13 protein-coding genes and 4 tRNA genes are annotated in these 16,344 nt (G+C 62.3%); 13 read left to right on the top strand and 4 right to left on the bottom strand.

Going from position 1 to position 16,344, the window contains the following annotated elements:
• Nucleotides 1-53: 53 nt before the first annotated feature.
• Nucleotides 54-515: a tellurite resistance TerB family protein gene (locus HHA01_RS09635; RefSeq protein ID WP_141320133.1), complete on the top strand. Its 462-nt coding sequence runs from the start codon at nucleotides 54-56 to the stop codon at nucleotides 513-515.
• 365 nt (nucleotides 516-880) lie between these two features.
• A complete protein-coding gene (locus HHA01_RS09630; protein WP_141320131.1) occupies nucleotides 881-2,122 on the top strand; it encodes an NAD(P)/FAD-dependent oxidoreductase in 1,242 nt (413 codons plus the stop codon).
• 74 nt (nucleotides 2,123-2,196) lie between these two features.
• On the opposite strand, the gene HHA01_RS09625 is transcribed toward HHA01_RS09630, so the two are convergent.
• Entirely contained in the window at nucleotides 2,197-2,637 is a 441-nt protein-coding gene (locus HHA01_RS09625; protein WP_141320129.1) for a hypothetical protein, read from the bottom strand.
• A 225-nt stretch (nucleotides 2,638-2,862) separates the two neighbouring features.
• On the opposite strand from HHA01_RS09625, the gene pyrC reads away from it, so the two are divergent.
• Nucleotides 2,863-3,900 carry a dihydroorotase gene (gene pyrC, locus HHA01_RS09620; RefSeq protein WP_141320127.1) on the top strand — a complete coding sequence of 346 codons (1,038 nt, stop codon included), beginning with the start codon at nucleotides 2,863-2,865 and terminating at the stop codon, nucleotides 3,898-3,900.
• Nucleotides 3,901-4,073: 173 nt separating this feature from the next.
• Here pyrC and mtnN read toward each other — a convergent pair whose 3' ends face one another.
• The 3 genes from mtnN to folD form a co-directional block, all read right to left on the bottom strand.
• The gene (gene mtnN, locus HHA01_RS09615; protein WP_141320125.1) at nucleotides 4,074-4,811 is read right to left on the bottom strand and encodes a 5'-methylthioadenosine/S-adenosylhomocysteine nucleosidase; all 738 of its coding nucleotides are present in this window, start codon (nucleotides 4,809-4,811) and stop codon (nucleotides 4,074-4,076) included.
• Between the two features lie 127 nt (nucleotides 4,812-4,938).
• Nucleotides 4,939-5,412 carry an S-ribosylhomocysteine lyase gene (locus tag HHA01_RS09610; protein WP_141320123.1) on the bottom strand — a complete coding sequence of 158 codons (474 nt, stop codon included), beginning with the start codon at nucleotides 5,410-5,412 and terminating at the stop codon, nucleotides 4,939-4,941.
• Between the two features lie 139 nt (nucleotides 5,413-5,551).
• The gene (gene folD / locus HHA01_RS09605) at nucleotides 5,552-6,412 is read right to left on the bottom strand and encodes a bifunctional methylenetetrahydrofolate dehydrogenase/methenyltetrahydrofolate cyclohydrolase FolD (protein WP_141320121.1); all 861 of its coding nucleotides are present in this window, start codon (nucleotides 6,410-6,412) and stop codon (nucleotides 5,552-5,554) included.
• 185 nt (nucleotides 6,413-6,597) lie between these two features.
• Between folD and HHA01_RS09600 the strand changes: the two genes are divergently transcribed.
• From HHA01_RS09600 to HHA01_RS09555, 10 genes are all read left to right on the top strand, one after another.
• Nucleotides 6,598-6,674: transfer RNA gene (locus HHA01_RS09600), tRNA-Pro, on the top strand.
• Nucleotides 6,675-6,741: 67 nt separating this feature from the next.
• Nucleotides 6,742-6,818, top strand: a tRNA-Arg gene (locus tag HHA01_RS09595).
• 100 nt (nucleotides 6,819-6,918) lie between these two features.
• Nucleotides 6,919-6,993 (top strand) — tRNA-His (locus HHA01_RS09590).
• Between the two features lie 28 nt (nucleotides 6,994-7,021).
• Nucleotides 7,022-7,096: transfer RNA gene (locus tag HHA01_RS09585), tRNA-His, on the top strand.
• Nucleotides 7,097-7,414: 318 nt separating this feature from the next.
• Nucleotides 7,415-8,767, top strand: a complete 1,353-nt coding sequence (gene tig / locus HHA01_RS09580) for a trigger factor (protein ID WP_141320119.1) — start codon at nucleotides 7,415-7,417, stop codon at nucleotides 8,765-8,767.
• A gap of 84 nt (nucleotides 8,768-8,851) precedes the next feature.
• Nucleotides 8,852-9,472 (top strand): ATP-dependent Clp endopeptidase proteolytic subunit ClpP, encoded by a 621-nt coding sequence (gene clpP, locus HHA01_RS09575; RefSeq protein ID WP_141320117.1) that lies wholly within the window; start codon nucleotides 8,852-8,854, stop codon nucleotides 9,470-9,472.
• A 76-nt stretch (nucleotides 9,473-9,548) separates the two neighbouring features.
• Nucleotides 9,549-10,823 carry an ATP-dependent Clp protease ATP-binding subunit ClpX gene (clpX, locus tag HHA01_RS09570; RefSeq protein ID WP_141320115.1) on the top strand — a complete coding sequence of 425 codons (1,275 nt, stop codon included), beginning with the start codon at nucleotides 9,549-9,551 and terminating at the stop codon, nucleotides 10,821-10,823.
• Between the two features lie 170 nt (nucleotides 10,824-10,993).
• Nucleotides 10,994-13,402, top strand: a complete 2,409-nt coding sequence (lon, locus tag HHA01_RS09565; protein WP_141320113.1) for an endopeptidase La — start codon at nucleotides 10,994-10,996, stop codon at nucleotides 13,400-13,402.
• A gap of 176 nt (nucleotides 13,403-13,578) precedes the next feature.
• Nucleotides 13,579-13,851 (top strand): non-specific DNA-binding protein Hbs, encoded by a 273-nt coding sequence (gene hbs, locus HHA01_RS09560; RefSeq protein ID WP_141320111.1) that lies wholly within the window; start codon nucleotides 13,579-13,581, stop codon nucleotides 13,849-13,851.
• 206 nt (nucleotides 13,852-14,057) lie between these two features.
• Nucleotides 14,058-15,878 carry a SurA N-terminal domain-containing protein gene (locus HHA01_RS09555; protein ID WP_141320109.1) on the top strand — a complete coding sequence of 607 codons (1,821 nt, stop codon included), beginning with the start codon at nucleotides 14,058-14,060 and terminating at the stop codon, nucleotides 15,876-15,878.
• Nucleotides 15,879-16,344 lie beyond the last annotated feature (466 nt).

Here is a 16,344-nt window from a genome sequence, read left to right as displayed (position 1 = left end):
GCTCCCAGGCGGCATGAAGGGAGCAGCCGACATATTACAAGGAGAGCATGACCATGCTGGCCTCATTGCAACGCTGGATCAACGACATGACGGCGCAATCGTCCGCTGCGGAGCCGCCGAGCCTGGCGCTGGCCACTGCGGCTCTGTTATGCGAGGTGATGCGCGCCGACTACCGCCTCGAGCCCGCCGAGCTCGAGGCCCTGCGCGAGGAGCTGCGTCAGCGCTTTGGACTCGAGGAGGAGGCGCTGAGCGAGCTGATGGAGCTGGCCCAGCAGGAAACCGAGGCCTCGGTGGACCATCACCGTTTCGTACGCCTGATCCGTGACGAGTGCGACCCTGAATCACGCATCGAACTGGTGCGCGCGATGTGGGCCCTGGCCTACGCCGATGGCCACAAGGACGCCCTGGAAGAGCATCGCATCCGTCGCCTGGCCGAACTGCTGCATGTCAGTCATGCCGATTTCGTGCGCACGCGCCACGAGGAACAGCAGCGCGCCGCTGGGGAATCATCCTGAGGTTTCCGGGCCGGACAGGACGGACTGCCCCGGGCGGAAAGTGTTGGTATGCCAGGCGTCCTGGCCTGATAGAATGGCAGCCGTGACCCTGCCGTGTGCATGAGAGGGTGTTTACAAAAGTCACGAGCGACGGCCAGGCCAGGCGAAATCAGCCGACAAATCGTCAGGATTGACGATTTGGGCAGCTTTGCTGCTCGAAGAGCGAGTGACAAGGATGTCACGAGTCAGAAAGCGGAGTTTACGAGCTGGTAAATGAGCATTTTGAGGCTGATTTCAACGCCGCATGGGCGAGCGCAGTAGTTTGTAAACACCCTCTGAGGCAGCGGTCGGGATTTCGACAGTCGTTGGCAAGCGAGGAGAGACGGATGGCGCGGCAAGTGACGGTGCTGGGGGCGGGCATGATCGGCGTGTCGGTGGCATGGTATCTGGTCCGGCGGGGCTTCGACGTGACCCTGATCGACCGCCAGGCGCCGGGGCAGGAGACGTCCTTCGGCAATGCCGGCCTGATTCAGCGCGAAGCGGTGCGGCCTTATCCCTTTCCGCGCGATCTGGCCACCCTGGTCCGCGTCCTGCCCAACCGCCAGGTCGATATTCGCTATCGCCCGGGTGGCATGTGGCGCGCGGCCTGGCCCTTGTTTCAGTACTGGCGAAATTCCGGCGGCAGTCGCTACGCGCGCCTGGTACCGGAATATGCCGCCCTCATTCAGCGTTGCGTGGACGCGCATGGCGAGATGATCGAGGCTGCCGGGGCGGAGTCGCTGGTCGGCCGGGATGGCTGGCTGGAGGTCTATCGCAACGCCGACAAGCTCGCCGAGCGCCTTGAAGGCGCCCGCCAGATGTCGATGGAATATGGCGTGCATTTCCGTCATCTGGATGCCGGAGAGCTGGCGGAACTGGAACCGGATCTGACCGATCGCTGCGCGGGGGCGATTCACTGGCTGGACTCGTGGACCGTCGCCGACCCCGGTGCTCTCGTCCAGGCCTATGCCCGGGCCTTCGAGGCCGAGGGCGGGCGTCTGCTCCTCGGCGAGATTCAGGATGTCCGGCAGGATGCTGACGGCTGGCAGGTGGATGTCGATGCACAAACCCATCATGCCGACGATCTGGTGCTTGCGCTGGGGCCCTGGTCGCGCACCTGGTTGGAGCACCTGGGGCTGTCGGCTCCCATGTTCGTCAAGCGCGGTTATCACATGCACTATGCCGGGGCCGAGGAGGCAACCCTCAGGCATTGGGTCATGGATGCCGAGGTCGGCTATGTGATGGCGCCCATGAAAGCCGGCATTCGGCTGACCACCGGGGCCGAGCTGGAGCGACTCGAGGCGCCGCCGCACTATGCACAGCTGGCTGCCGCGGAAGGGCGAGCCAATGAGCTGCTGCCCCTGGGCGAACGACTCGATGCGGTACCCTGGAAGGGGGCACGGCCCTGCATGCCGGACATGAAGCCGGTGGTCGGGCCGGCGCCGGGCAAGCGCGGGCTGTGGTGCGACTTCGGCCATGGCCACCACGGCTTCACCCTGGGGCCGGCCACCGGGCAGTTGCTGGCACAGATGATCGCCGGTGACACGCCGGATATCGAGATGGCGCCGTATCGCCTGGACCGCTTCTAGCCGGAAGCCGGGCGCGGATGCTCGGCCGTCGTGGCGGTAGGTGGCGGCCGGCGAGGCGTTATAAGTGGCCGGTGTTATCCGGCTTTGGCACGCTGCCTGGCCTTACGGCGCTCCAGGAAGGTATGGATCAGCAACTTGATGGCCAGGGTGAAGATGAACACCAGCCAGCCCGCTGTCGCCAGGACGTTGAACAACAACAGCTTCTGCTCGCCGTTCAGAAGCGTGATCCAGTAATCGATGCCGATCGCCATCAGAAAGGCGAGTGCCAGCGGCAACACCAGAATATGCATCCACATCTCGGTGCGGCGCTTGCGCACATGATAGCGGCTCATCATCACCCGCGAAGGGCGATGCACGAAGCTGATCATGATGAGACTGCCGGCCATCAGCATGGCAGCAAGGGTCGGTTCGATATTGCCGATATGTACCGTGTAACTGATCGACCAATAGACCATCAGCCACATCAGGCCGGCCAGGATGGCGACGAGATCGGCGTAATAGCGTACCTTCGGCATGGCGTCCTCGTGGCGTTGCTCAGCCCGGGGATGATACGTCAAATCATCCCGGCGTGAAGCATTTTCTGAGCGTGATTCCCTCGGTCTTTTACTCGCCGCAGTGCCGCGACGGCCACCGCATCCGACCTCGGCAGAGAAGCATTTTACCTGCTCGAGCGGCTCCGGAGGCAGGCGACATTGCGGTATACTCGTCGCCATGAATCCACGTCGATAACAGGATATGCCGTGAACTCGATCACCTTGACACGCCCGGACGACTGGCACCTTCACCTCCGGGACGGCCAGGTGCTGCCTGCCGTGGTGCCTGCCAGTGCCCGCCAGATGGGCCGTGCCATCATCATGCCCAATCTCAAGCCACCGGTCACCACCACACAGCAGGCGCTCGACTATCGTCAGCGAATTCTGGCGGCCGTGCCCGACGGCGAGGCGTTCGAGCCGCTGATGACGCTCTATCTCACCGATAATACCAGCGCCGAGGAAATCGAGCGGGCCCATGCCAGCGGCCAGGTGCATGCGGTCAAGCTGTATCCCGCCGGTGCCACCACCAACTCGGCGGCGGGCGTTACCGACCTGACCCATTGCGATGCGGCCATCGGCGCCATGGCTCGACTGGGCATGCCGCTGCTGGTGCATGGCGAAGTCACCGATGCCGACATCGATATCTTCGATCGCGAAGCCGTCTTCATCGAACGGGTGATGAAACCACTGCTGGATCGTCACCCGACGCTCAAGGTGGTTTTCGAGCACATCACTACCGCCGATGCCGCGGCCTTCGTCACGGCGGCGCCGGCCAATGTGGCCGCCACCATCACCGCGCACCACCTGTTGTTCAATCGCAATCACATGCTGGTGGGCGGCATCCGACCGCATTACTACTGCCTGCCGATCCTCAAGCGCGAGCGGCATCGCCAGGCCCTGATCGAGGCCGCGACCGCGGGCAGTGGCAAGTTCTTCCTGGGCACCGATAGCGCTCCGCATGCCAAGGGCGACAAGGAAAGTGCCTGTGGCTGTGCCGGCGCCTACACCGCGCCGGTGGCCCTGGAGCTCTATGCCACGGCCTTCGAGCAGGCCGGCGCGTTGGACCAGCTGGAAACCTTCACCAGCCACGCCGGTCCGGACTTCTATGGCCTGCCGCGCAATGCCGGGAGCGTGACCCTGGAGCGCGAGACCTGGACGGTCCCGGAGTCGTTGCCGTATGTGCCGGATCAGGACATCGTGCCCATGCGGGCCGGGGAAAGCCTGGGTTGGAAGTTGAAGGTGTGAGGGGGAAAGAGGGAAGACAGAAGAGGGAAGAGGGAAGCTGGAAGTGTTGAGCGGCGAGCGACGAGAAACGAGGAACGAGCGGTTGGGAGCAGGCCGCGTAGCGTTGAGTATGGACGAAAAGACCCCGCCAGGGTGGTTCTGGCGGGGTCTTGGGGCTTCTTGTCGGCGGTGTTTCAGTCGGTGGTGGTGGCGTCGGCGGTGCGGGTGGTCTGCGCGAGGCGCTGAATCATGCCGCTGACCATGCGCGTCGAGTGGTCGGCGGCTCTGGCCAGGAATTCCTCGAAGGAGAGGTGGTTGTCGCCGCCGCCGGCGATGTCCGAGAGGGCGCGAATGACCACGAAAGGGCAGCCGTAGAGGTGGCAGGTCTGGGCAATGGCGGCGGCCTCCATCTCTGCGGCCAGCATGGTCGGGAAGCGCGAGCGGGTCTGGGCGACCAGCTCGGGGCAGGCCATGAAGACATCGCCGGTGGCGATCAGTCCCTCGGTCACCCTGACCTCGTTCATGGCCTCCACGCTCTGGCGGGCCAGCTCCACCAGCTTGGCGTCCGGCAGGTAAGCGGCCGGCATCTGCGGCACCTGGCCATGCTCGTAACCGAAGACCACGGCATCCACGTCGTGGTGACGGACCTCGCTTGAGACCACCACGTCGCCGATTTCCAGGCCTTCGCCGAAACCACCGGCGGAGCCGGTATTGATCACGGCCTCCGGCTGATACATGTCGAGCAGCAGCGTCGTGCCCACGGCCGCGTTGACCTTGCCGATGCCCGATTGAAGAATCACCACCTCGACATCATGCAGCCGGCCACAGTGGAAGGTGCTGCCCACGTGATGGCGGGTCTCGCAGTCTTCCAGCATCGCCTTGAGCTGAGCGACTTCCTGGGACATGGCGCCGATGATGCCGATGCGTTTCATCTATTCGTTCTCCACGGGGCAAGGCGTGTGAGGCGTAACGTGTGAGGCGTGAGGTGCGAGGCGTCGGGCGTCAGACGTAAGGCCTCGAGCCCGGCGCCTCGGGTCAGCCAATAGCTGGCAGGGGTACTCAGGCTTCCGAGCCGAAGACCTGATGCCACTCACCACGCTTGGCGAGCAGGTCGCGCGCCAGGTCCTTGGCGCCTTCCAGGCTATGGCTGGCGGCCCAGCCGCACTGCTCTTCATTGCAGGCAGGGACTTCGTCGGCTTCCAGCACGTCGTTCAGCGTGCCTTCGACGAGCTCGAGCATGCCGTTATAGTCGTCATGGTTGAGCATGGCGATATAGAAGCCCGTCTGGCAGCCCATGGGGCTGACATCCAGCACCAGGTCGGAATGGTTGCGCGACTTCTCGGCCATCAGATGCTCCAGCGAGTGCAGCGCCGGCATGTCCATGTGGCCCTTGTTCGGCTGGCAGATACGCAGGTCATACTTGTGGATGGTGTCGCCGTGCTGGCCGGTCTTCACATCCGCCAGGCGGACATAAGGCGCCTTCACCTTGGTGTGATCCAGATTGAAGCTCTCGACGTTCATCTTGTCGCTCATCGACGGACCTCGCGATATCTAGCAGTGGAAAGTCAGCGCGTATTCTACCTGAGTCACGCTTTGGGTGCACGGCAGCCCCTCACACCTCACGTTCTTCCTTCTTCCCTCTTCTTACTTCCCTCTTTTGATCTTCCCTCTCTCACCCCTTGGCATCATGTAGCTCGGCAGCCAGCAGGGTGTTTTCGAGTAGTGAAGCCACCGTCATCGGCCCCACGCCGCCGGGTACCGGCGTGATATGGCTGGCATGTGCCGCGGCGCTGTCGAATTCCACGTCACCGATCAGCTTGCCGTCGTCCTGGCGGTTGATGCCCACATCGATGACGATGGCGTCGTCGCGCACCCATTCACCCTTGACCAGTCCCGGGGTGCCCACGGCGACCACGAGCAGTTCGGCGCGTCGCACATGGGCCTCCAGGTCCTTGGTGAAGCGATGACAGACCGTGGTGGTGCAGCCAGCCAGCATCAACTCCAGCGACATCGGGCGGCCGACGATATTCGAGGCGCCGACCACGGTGGCATCCAGGCCACGAATCTTGAGCCCGCTCTCCTGCAGCAGGGTGATGATGCCCTTGGGGGTGCAAGGGCGGAGCAGGGGCAGGCGCTGAGCCAGGCGCCCCAGATTGTAGGGATGAAAGCCGTCGACATCCTTGTACGGATGGACGCGCTCGAGGATGGGCCTCGGGTCCAGATGGTCGGGGAGCGGCAGCTGCACCAGAATGCCGTCGATATGCGACGCCGCATTGAGCTCATCGACCAGGGCTTCCAGGTCCTGCTGCGACGTATCGGCGGGCAACTCGTGCATGAACGAGGTGATGCCGGCTTTTTCGCAGGCACGTTGCTTGTTGCGCACATAGACATGGGACGCCGGATCCTCGCCCACCAGCACCACCGCGAGCCCGGGCGCCCGGGCCCCCTGGTCAAGGCGTGCCTGCACCTGTCGAGCAACCTGCTCTCGAACATTGGCGGCAATGGACTTGCCATCGATCAGTTGGGCGGTCATCGGCTTCCCTCTGGCGGTCGATTGGATGTAAGGGGCGTGAAAACGGCAGCGATTTTCTCATGAGCAGGCGTCCAGGCAAAGCGCAAGGGGCGATATTCGGACTTGACGAAGAGGGAAAGTTCCGTAGAATACGCAGCGCTTGACGGGGCCTTCTGCGGCGTACGTCAGGGCCGTGCAAGAGCCGGCGGGGTGTAGCGCAGTTTGGTAGCGCGCCTGCTTTGGGAGCAGGATGTCGGGGGTTCGAATCCCTCCACCCCGACCACAAGCTCATGAATGGAATGCCTTTTTTCCAATTCAGGCTTGCGGCAAGTTGCCTGGGTACGTAAGATGCGCCCATAGCTCAACCGGATAGAGCAACGGCCTTCTAAGCCGTAGGTTGCAGGTTCGAGTCCTGCTGGGCGCGCCATACCAGGTGAGTTCGGCCCGGCTCGAAGTAGTCAAGTGTGGGCAGTGCAAGTTGCCCCGTCACGACAGCTACTTAGCGTCGTGATGCGTTGGTGTCAGTGGTGGATGTAGCTCAGTGGTAGAGCCCCGGATTGTGGCTCCGGTGGTCGTGGGTTCGATCCCCATCGTCCACCCCAGCGCACCCAACGACAGTTTCAGGCAGTGGTGGATGTAGCTCAGTGGTAGAGCCCCGGATTGTGGCTCCGGTGGTCGTGGGTTCGATCCCCATCATCCACCCCATTTGCCTTCCTCGTATGTGTAGTTCCTCCTCGTGCTCGTTCGTGATGCCCGGCATCGCCTGACAATGCACGACGCACTGGCGTTTCGCGCCGTACCCTTCCATGATCAGCGCTGTGCCGTTTCGTGCTCGATATCAGGGCTTGCCAACGCCATTGAGCGTCATTCTTTTGTCGGGTGGCCCTTGAATTACGCGAATTCGCCCTTATTTGTCCGGGCATGGCGCTTGCCAGTGAGTAGCGGGATTCATAGAATCCCCACTCTGAATGTTTTAACGCTATTCCATAGAACCAACGCCCCTGTCGGTGTAGAGGACAATTCATGCAAGTTTCCGTCGATACGACCTCCCAGATTGAACGCCGCGTCAAAGTGCAGGTACCCGCCGCCGAGATCGACGAGGCCGTGGACACCCGCCTCAAGGATGCCGCCAAGAGCGTGCGTATCAACGGCTTCCGTCAGGGCCGGGTGCCCATGACGGTCGTTCGCCAGCGTTACGGCGCCGAAGTGCGTAACGAAGTGGTCGGCGAAGTAATGCGTGAGCGTTACGTCCGTGCCATCACCGATGAGAGCCTCAACCCGGCCGGCAATCCGCAGATCGAGACCGAGGTCAACGAGGCCGGCAAGGACCTGGAGTTCACTGCCATCCTCGAGATCTATCCGGAAATCGACCTGAGCTCCATCGAGGGCAGCGAGGTCGAGCGCCCGGTCGTCGAGGTCAGCGATGCCGACGTGACCGAGATGATCGAGACCCTGCGCAAGCAGAATGCCGGCTGGGCGGAAGTCGAGCGGGCAGCCGAAGACGGCGATCAGGTCATCATCGACTTCCAGGGCTACCTGGGCGACGAGCCGTTCGAGGGCGGCAGCGCCGAAGGTCATGAGCTGACCATCGGGTCCGGCAGCTTCATCCCGGGCTTCGAGGAACAGCTGATCGGTGCCAGCGCCGGCGAGGACAAGGAACTCAAGGTTACCTTCCCCGAGGATTATCAGGCCGAGCAGCTGGCCGGCCAGGAAGCGACCTTCAAGGTCAAGGTGCATACCGTCAAGGCGCAGGAGCTGCCGGAAGTCGACGCCGAGTTCGTCAAGCAGTTCGGTGTGGAAGACGGCGACCTGGAGCGTTTCCACGAGGAAATCGCCAACAACATGAAGCGCGAGGCCACCCAGGCCATCGACAACCGTGTCAAGCAGCAGGTGCTCGAGGCGCTCAAGAAGGCCAATGATATCGAGGTTCCGCAGTCGCTGATCCAGCAGGAAACCGATGGCCTCAAGCGTCAGGCGGCCCAGCAGTTCGGTCTCGGCGAAGACTTCGACGTCAGCCAGCTGCCCGATGAACTCTTCGCCGAGCAGGCCAAGAGCCGCGTGCAGATCGGCCTGCTGCTGGCCGAGGTGATCAAGGTCAACGAGCTGGATGCCAGCGACGACGAGATCAAGGCCAAGGTCGAGGAACTCGCTCAGCAGTATCAGGAGCCCGAGCAGGTCGTCGAGTACTACATGGGCAACGACGAGATGAAGAATCAGGTCAAGTCGGCCGTCCTGGAAGAGAAGGGCGTCGATATCCTGCTCGAGCAGGCCACCGTCAACGACGTCGAGATGAGCTATCAGGAAGCGCTCGCCGCGGCTCAGCAGCAAGGTGGTGAAGAGGAAGCCGAGGAAGAAGCCGAGCAAAGCCAGGCTTGATCCCCCTCGTGAACCCGCTCGGCGGCAAGCCGGGCGGGGAATCAGCCGCCGATCCCATACATCGGATGCAAGGACATCACCCAGATGAGTAACGACATCGATATCCAATCCGCCGGCGGCCTGGTGCCCATGGTGGTCGAGCAGAGCGCACGGGGCGAGCGGTCCTACGACATCTACTCGCGCCTGCTCAAGGAGCGCGTGATCTTCATGGTTGGCCCGGTCGAGGACTACACGGCCAACCTGCTGGTGGCGCAGTTGCTGTTCCTGGAGTCCGAGAACCCTGACAAGGACATCCACCTGTATATCAATTCGCCGGGTGGCTCCGTCACGGCGGGCATGTCGGTCTACGACACCATGCAGTTCATCAAACCCGATGTGTCCACCGTCTGCATCGGGCAGGCGGCGAGCATGGGGGCCCTGTTGCTGGCCGGTGGCGCCCACGGCAAGCGCTACTGCCTGCCGAATTCGCGGATGATGATCCATCAGCCGCTCGGCGGTTACCAGGGTCAGGCGTCGGACATCGAGATCCACACCCGCGAGATTCTCGGCATCCGCGAGCGCCTGAACCAGATCCTGGCCCATCACACCGGCCAGGAGTTCGAGACGATTGCCAAGGATACCGACCGCGACAACTTCATGAACGGCGAGCAGGCCGCCGAATATGGCCTGATCGACGCCGTGCTGGATAAGCGGCCGACATCCTGATAGCGTGAAACTCACCACGCTTTGACTACGTGATTCACGGTGGCCTGCGGGCCGCCGCTGCGAGAGAGGTACGCGAATGGCCGACGGCAAAGGCAAGGACGAAGACGGCAAGCTGCTGTACTGCTCGTTCTGTGGCAAGAACCAGAACGAAGTGCGCAAGCTGATTGCCGGTCCGTCCGTATATATCTGCGATGAGTGTGTCGACCTGTGCAACGACATCATTCGCGAGGAAGTTCTCGATGCCGATGCCGAGAGCGATGAGGAGCGCCTGCCCGCCCCGCGCGAAATTCGTCACACTCTCGATGACTATGTGATCGGCCAGGATCGCGCCAAGATGGTGCTGTCCGTGGCGGTCTACAACCATTACAAGCGCCTGCGCTATGGCACCAAGGATGAAGTCGAGCTCGGTAAGTCGAACATCCTACTGATCGGTCCCACGGGTAGCGGCAAGACACTGTTGGCCGAGACCCTGGCGCGTCTGCTCAATGTTCCCTTCACCATCGCCGATGCCACCACGCTCACCGAAGCGGGCTATGTCGGCGAGGATGTCGAGAACATCATCCAGAAGCTGCTGCAGAAGTGCGAGTACGATGTCGAGAAGGCCCAGCGCGGCATTGTCTACATCGACGAGATCGACAAGATCTCGCGCAAGTCGGACAACCCCTCTATCACCCGGGATGTCTCGGGCGAGGGCGTCCAGCAGGCACTGCTCAAGCTGATCGAGGGCACCACGGCCCAGGTACCGCCCCAGGGCGGCCGCAAGCATCCGCAGCAGGAATTCCTGCAGGTGGATACCACCAACATGCTGTTCATCGTTGGTGGTGCCTTCGCCGGGCTCGACAAGGTCATTCGTGACCGTGCCGAGCAGGGCGGCATCGGCTTCAATGCCGAGGTCAAGGGCAAGGACGAAACCAAGGGCTTTGGCGACCTGCTGCTCGACGTGCAGCCGGAAGACCTGGTCAAGTTCGGCCTGATTCCCGAGTTCGTCGGTCGTCTGCCGGCCATCGCGACCCTGACCGAGCTGTCCGAGGATGCCCTGGTGCAGATCCTCACCGAGCCGAAGAACTCGCTGATCAAGCAGTACTCGCGTCTGTTCGAGCTCGAGAACGTCGAACTCGACTTCCGCGAGGACGCGCTGCGCGCCGTGGCCAACAAGGCCATGGAGCGCAATACCGGCGCGCGCGGCTTGCGCTCGATTCTGGAGTCCGTGCTGCTCGACACCATGTACGAGATTCCGACGGTCGAAGGGGTCTCCAAGGTCGTCATCGACGCCTCGGTGGTCACCGGGGAGAGCGAACCCTTGTTGATCTATTCGCAAGAGGAATCACGCGTCGACGGTACCGACGGCTAGTCAGGCCGGGTGGTCGCTCCCTGACCCGCCCGGACATGCTCGGGGAGTCGTCATCACAAGGGCCGCTCAGCGGCCCTTTTCTATGTCGTGCCGTTGCCCCGACCTTGCAATGTCGGGGGATCGCCCCCATCCCTTGGGTATTCACCCGAATCGTTTGAGGATCGTCTGCGATGCAGCAGAACGCCGAACAGACCCAGAGTCTGCCCCTTTTGCCGCTGCGGGACGTGGTCGTCTACCCGCAAATGGTCATTCCGTTGTTCGTCGGCCGGGAAAAGTCGATCCAGGCGCTGGAGACGGCGATGGAAACCGACAAACGCGTGCTCCTCGTGGCGCAGCGTGAAGCCAGCAAGGACGAACCGGATAACGAGGATCTGTTCTCGATCGGCACCGTGGCCGAGATCATGCAGCTTCTCAAGCTGCCCGATGGCACCGTCAAGGTGCTCATCGAAGGCGAGTCGCGGGCCGACATCCGTGATATCCAGGTCGTCGAGGAGGGCTACAGCCGTGCCGAGGTAGTGCTGCGCGAGAGCGAGCCGCTGACCGAGCGCGAGCAGGAGTCCCTGGTGCGCGTGCTGCTCAATCAGTTCGAGCAGTACGTCAAGATGTCCAAGAAGGTGCCCAACGAGGTGCTGAACTCGCTGTCGGGTATTGAGGACCCGAGCCGGCTGGTCGATACCATCTGTGCGCATCTGTCGTTGAAGATCGACGACAAGCAGCAGCTGCTCGAGATGGATCGCGTACGCGATCGCGTCGAACATCTCATGGCGCAGATCGAGTCCGAGATCGACCTGCTGCAGGTCGAGAAGCGCATCCGTTCGCGCGTCAAGGACCAGATGGAGAAGTCCCAGCGCGAGTATTATCTCAACGAGCAGATGAAGGCCATCCAGAAGGAGATGGGCGAGCTCGAGAACGTCCCCAACGAGGCGGACAAGTACGAGCAGGCCATCGACGAATCCGGCATGCCCAAGGAGGCCGCCGAGAAGGCCCGTCAGGAGCTCAGCAAGCTGCGCATGATGTCGCCGTCCTCGGCCGAAGCCACGGTGGTGCGCTCCTATCTGGACTGGCTGACCGCGGTGCCCTGGAAGAAGCGCACCCGTGTGCGCCACGACATCCAGCATGCCCAGAAGGTGCTCGACGAGGATCACCATGGCCTCGAGGAGGTCAAGGAACGCATCCTCGAGTACCTGGCGGTGCAGAAGCGCGTCAAGAAACTCAAGGGCCCGGTACTCTGCCTGGTCGGTCCGCCCGGGGTCGGCAAGACATCGCTCGGCCAGTCGATTGCGCGTGCCACCAACCGCAAGTATGTACGCCTGGCACTGGGCGGTGTGCGCGATGAGTCCGAAATCCGCGGCCATCGCCGTACCTACATCGGCTCGCTGCCCGGCAAGATGGTCCAGCGCATGAGCAAGGCCGGGGTCAAGAACCCGTTGTTCCTGCTCGACGAGGTCGACAAGGTCGGCATGGACCACCGGGGCGATCCGTCCTCGGCGCTGCTGGAAGTGCTCGATCCCGAGCAGAACGACAAGTTCAGCGACCACTACCTCGAGCTCGATTACGACCTGTCCGAGACCCTGTTCATCTGCACCGCCAACTCGATGAACATCCCCGGGCCGCTGCTCGACCGCATGGAAGTGATTCGTCTGCCGGGCTATACCGAAGACGAAAAGCTGGCCATCGCGCGTCGCTATCTGGTGCCCAAGCAGCTCAAGGCCAATGGCTTCAAGGCCGAGGAACTGACCCTCTCCGATGAGGCGCTGCTGGAGCTGATCCGCTATTACAGCCGCGAAGCCGGCGTGCGTGAACTCGAACGCCAGATCGCCAAGGTCTGCCGCAAGGTACTGCGCAAGCGCCTCGAGCAGGAAGGCAAGGAAGGTGCCCTTGCGCCGGATCACCTGTCCGCTGCCGACATCGAGGAGTATGCCGGCGTGCGTCGCTACAGCTATGGCCTGGCCGACCAGGAAGACCAGGTCGGGCGCGTTACCGGCCTGGCCTGGACCTCGGTGGGCGGCGAGCTGCTCAACATCGAGTCGGTGGTCACCCCCGGCAAGGGGCGTCTCGACAAGACCGGCTCGCTGGGCGACGTCATGAAGGAGTCGGTCAGTGCCGCCCAGACCGTGGTGCGTGCCCGGGCCATTTCGCTGGGCGTCGATCCGGAGCGCTTCGAGAAGGAAGACCTGCACATTCACGTCCCCGAGGGCGCCACGCCCAAGGATGGCCCCAGTGCCGGCATCGCCATGGTCACCGCCATGATCTCGGCCTACACCGGGCGTCCGGTGCGCTGTGACGTGGCCATGACCGGCGAGGTCAACCTGCGCGGTGAGGTCCTGCCGATCGGTGGCCTGAAGGAGAAATTGCTGGCGGCCAGGCGTGGTGGTATAAAGACCGTGCTGATTCCCGAAGAGAACCGGCGGGATCTCAAGGAAGTGCCGGACAACATCAAGGATGCACTGGATATCAGGCCAGTGCGCTGGATTGATGAGGTCCTTGATGTGGCGTTGACCGAAAAGACGATTTCGGATAACAACGATACCCGAGCAGAAGATGTTGCTTCTACTCAATCAATGATCAGTACACACTGACGTTTTTCCATCATCATGCCGGGCCAAAAATCCCGGCATGATGGGGATTATCAGGGATGGTCGCTTGACACATCTTTCACTGCATTGCTATAAACTAGCGCTATGCCGTGATTGCGTCATTCAGCCGTAAGTCTCGCTGAGTAGAGTTAATTTACGAAACAGTCAAGGGGTGAAGTGTGAATAAATCCGAGCTGATCGAAGCCATTGCCGCGTCTGCCGATATCCCTAAAGCCGCTGCCTCGCGCGCTCTGGATGCCATGGTGGACACCGTGGCCGATAGCCTGAAGAAGGGCGATAGCGTTTCCTTGGTGGGTTTTGGTACTTTTACGGTCAAGGAGCGTGCAGCGCGCACCGGTCGTAACCCGCAGACCGGCGAGCCGATCCAGATCAGTGCTGCCAAGGTGCCGAGTTTCAAGGCTGGCAAGGCATTGAAGGATTCCGTCAACTAAGGTATCGCCCCGCGTCGATCACCGTTGACTTCGAGTCCCGAACGGGCGCATCGCATGGCGGTGCGCCCGTTTTTTTATCTGTAGCGCTCGGGCGTGCTGCCCAGCAACAGAACGACATGATCCGTCTGCCCACCTAAGGTCGCCAGGCCTTGCCTGATGCGTATAATGTGACGCGATCAGACACTTTTCATACAGCCGAGGCTTGCATGCTGCAAAGTATTCGTGACCGCTCCGCGAGCTGGGGCGCCAAGATCATCATCGGTGCCGTGGTGGTTGCCATGGGCCTGTTCGGGGCCGATTCGCTGATCGGTCTGCTGGGCAATGACGGCAACGATGTAGCCACCGTCAATGGCGAGTCCATTCCCCGCCAGCAGCTTGAGCTCGAGGTGCAGCGCGCCATTCGCAGCGGTCAGGTGCCGCCGGAGCAGGAGCGCGAGTTTCGCGCGCAAATGCTCGACAGGCTGATCACCGAGCGCTTGATGATCCAGTACGCCGAAGAGGGCGGCCTGCATCTGTCCGAGACTCAGATCGACCAACTGATCGTCAACCTGCCCCAATTCCAGGATCAGGACGGCAACTTCTCCCAAGAGCTGTTTCAGCGTCGGCTGCGCCAGGCCGGATTTACGCCGCTGGCCTTCCGCGACCAGTTGCGGTCCGACATGAAGCGTAATCAACTTCAGCAGGGTCTGGCCGCCAGTGCGTTCTCCCTGGATAGCGAACAGCAGCGCCTGGCGGCCCTGCGCAGCCAGACGCGCAGCTTCCGTCACCATGCCCTGACCGCCGAGGACCTGGAAAGCCAGCCCGAGGTCAGCGATGAAGACCGGCAGGCCTACTATGAGGCGCATGCCGATCAGTACCAGCGCCCCGAGCAGGTCAAGCTGGCCTATGTCGTGCTCGACCGTCAGCGCATGGCGGACCAGGTCGAGGTCAGTGAAGAACAACTACGTCAGGCCTGGAACGAAGAGGCCGCCGATGCCGATCGGCGTGTCTCGCATATCATGGTCAACTACGGTGATCAGCGTACCCTGCAGGAAGCGCGTACGCGTCTCGAAAAAGTGCGCCAGGAGCTGTCCAGCGGGGCATCCTTCGCCGAGCTGGCGGCCGAATATTCCGATGATGCGTCCACCAGTGGCAAAGGTGGAGACCTGGGTATCATCAGCCGCGGCTTCTTCGGCCAAGCCTTCGAGGAGGCAGCCTTCGGTCTCGACGAAGGTCAGGTATCGAGCATCGTCGAGACCGACGACGCCCTGCACCTGATCAAGGTCACCGAGCTCGATCGCCCGTCCTTCGAGGAATCGCGTGACCGCCTGGCCGAGCAGGTAGCGCAGCAGCAAGTCGCCAATAAGTTCGACGAACGGGCCCAGCGCCTGATCGATGAAAGCTTCTCCGCCAGGAACCTGCAGAGTGTCGCCGAGTCGCTCGACCTCGAGCGGAAGACGACCGGTTGGGTGAGTCGCAATGAAGCCTCCGGTGTGCTCTCCGAGCCGGGTGTCATGGAGCGTGCCTTCTCGCCGGATGTCATCGAGGAGGGCTTCAACAGTGAAGTCATCGAGCTCGGCGAGGATCGTCGCATGGTCCTGAGGGCCCTGGACCATCGTGAGGCCACGACCCTGCCGCTCGAGGACGTACGTCAGCAGGTGACCCAGGCGGTGAAGGCGCAAAAGACAGTGGAAGCGCTTCAGGCCAAGGCCAAGAACATGATCGAGGCACTGCGTTCCGGCGAAGCGGTCTCGGTCGACTGGCAAGAGGTCGACTCCCTCAGCCGTCAGGATGACACCTCGGTCGCCCAGCCCGTGGTCCAGCAAGCGTTCAGGTTGCCGCATCCCGAAGGCGAACAGAGCGTCTACGGCCAGGCCGTCGATGGTCAGCGTGTCGTCCTGATCGCCCTCGACGAGGTCAGCGAAGGGCAGGTCAACGAGCAGAGTAAAACCATGATCAGCCGCATGACCCAGCAACTACGCGCCCAAGCCGCCGTCAGCGGACTGCTGGAATACCTCCGCAACAACGCTGAAATCAAACGCTTCTAACCCGCGTCACGAGCCACGAGCCACGAGCCACGAGCCACGAGCCACGAGTTACGAGCCACGAGTTACGAGCCACGAGTTACGAGCCACGAGTTACGAGCCACGAGTTACGAGCTGCACGCTACACGCAGCTCGTCTCTCGCCATGCTTCCAACAGCCCGTTTCTCGCTGCTCGTTTCTCGTTTCTCGCCACTCGCCGCTCGCACCACGCCACTTCCAGCTTCCAGCTCTTCCCTCTTCCTTCTTCCTTCTTCCCTCATCTAACTTCCCGGCACCCGTCCCGCGGCCTGCTTCCAACCGCTCGTTTCTCGCCGCTCGCTTCTCGTTTATCGCTGCTCGCCACTTCCAGCTTCCAGCTTCCAGCTCTTACCTCTTACCTCTTCCTTCTTCCCTCATCCGACTTCCCGCCCCGGCCGCTCTAACACACGCCATTGTCGCCATGGTAGATGCTGCCTGCCCGGGAACTCCC

It is taken from the genome of Halomonas halmophila (assembly GCF_006540005.1).
Lineage (GTDB): Bacteria > Pseudomonadota > Gammaproteobacteria > Pseudomonadales > Halomonadaceae > Halomonas > Halomonas halmophila.
Note: the sequence above shows the minus strand (reverse complement) of the source record. Positions and strands in the feature narration are given on the sequence as shown.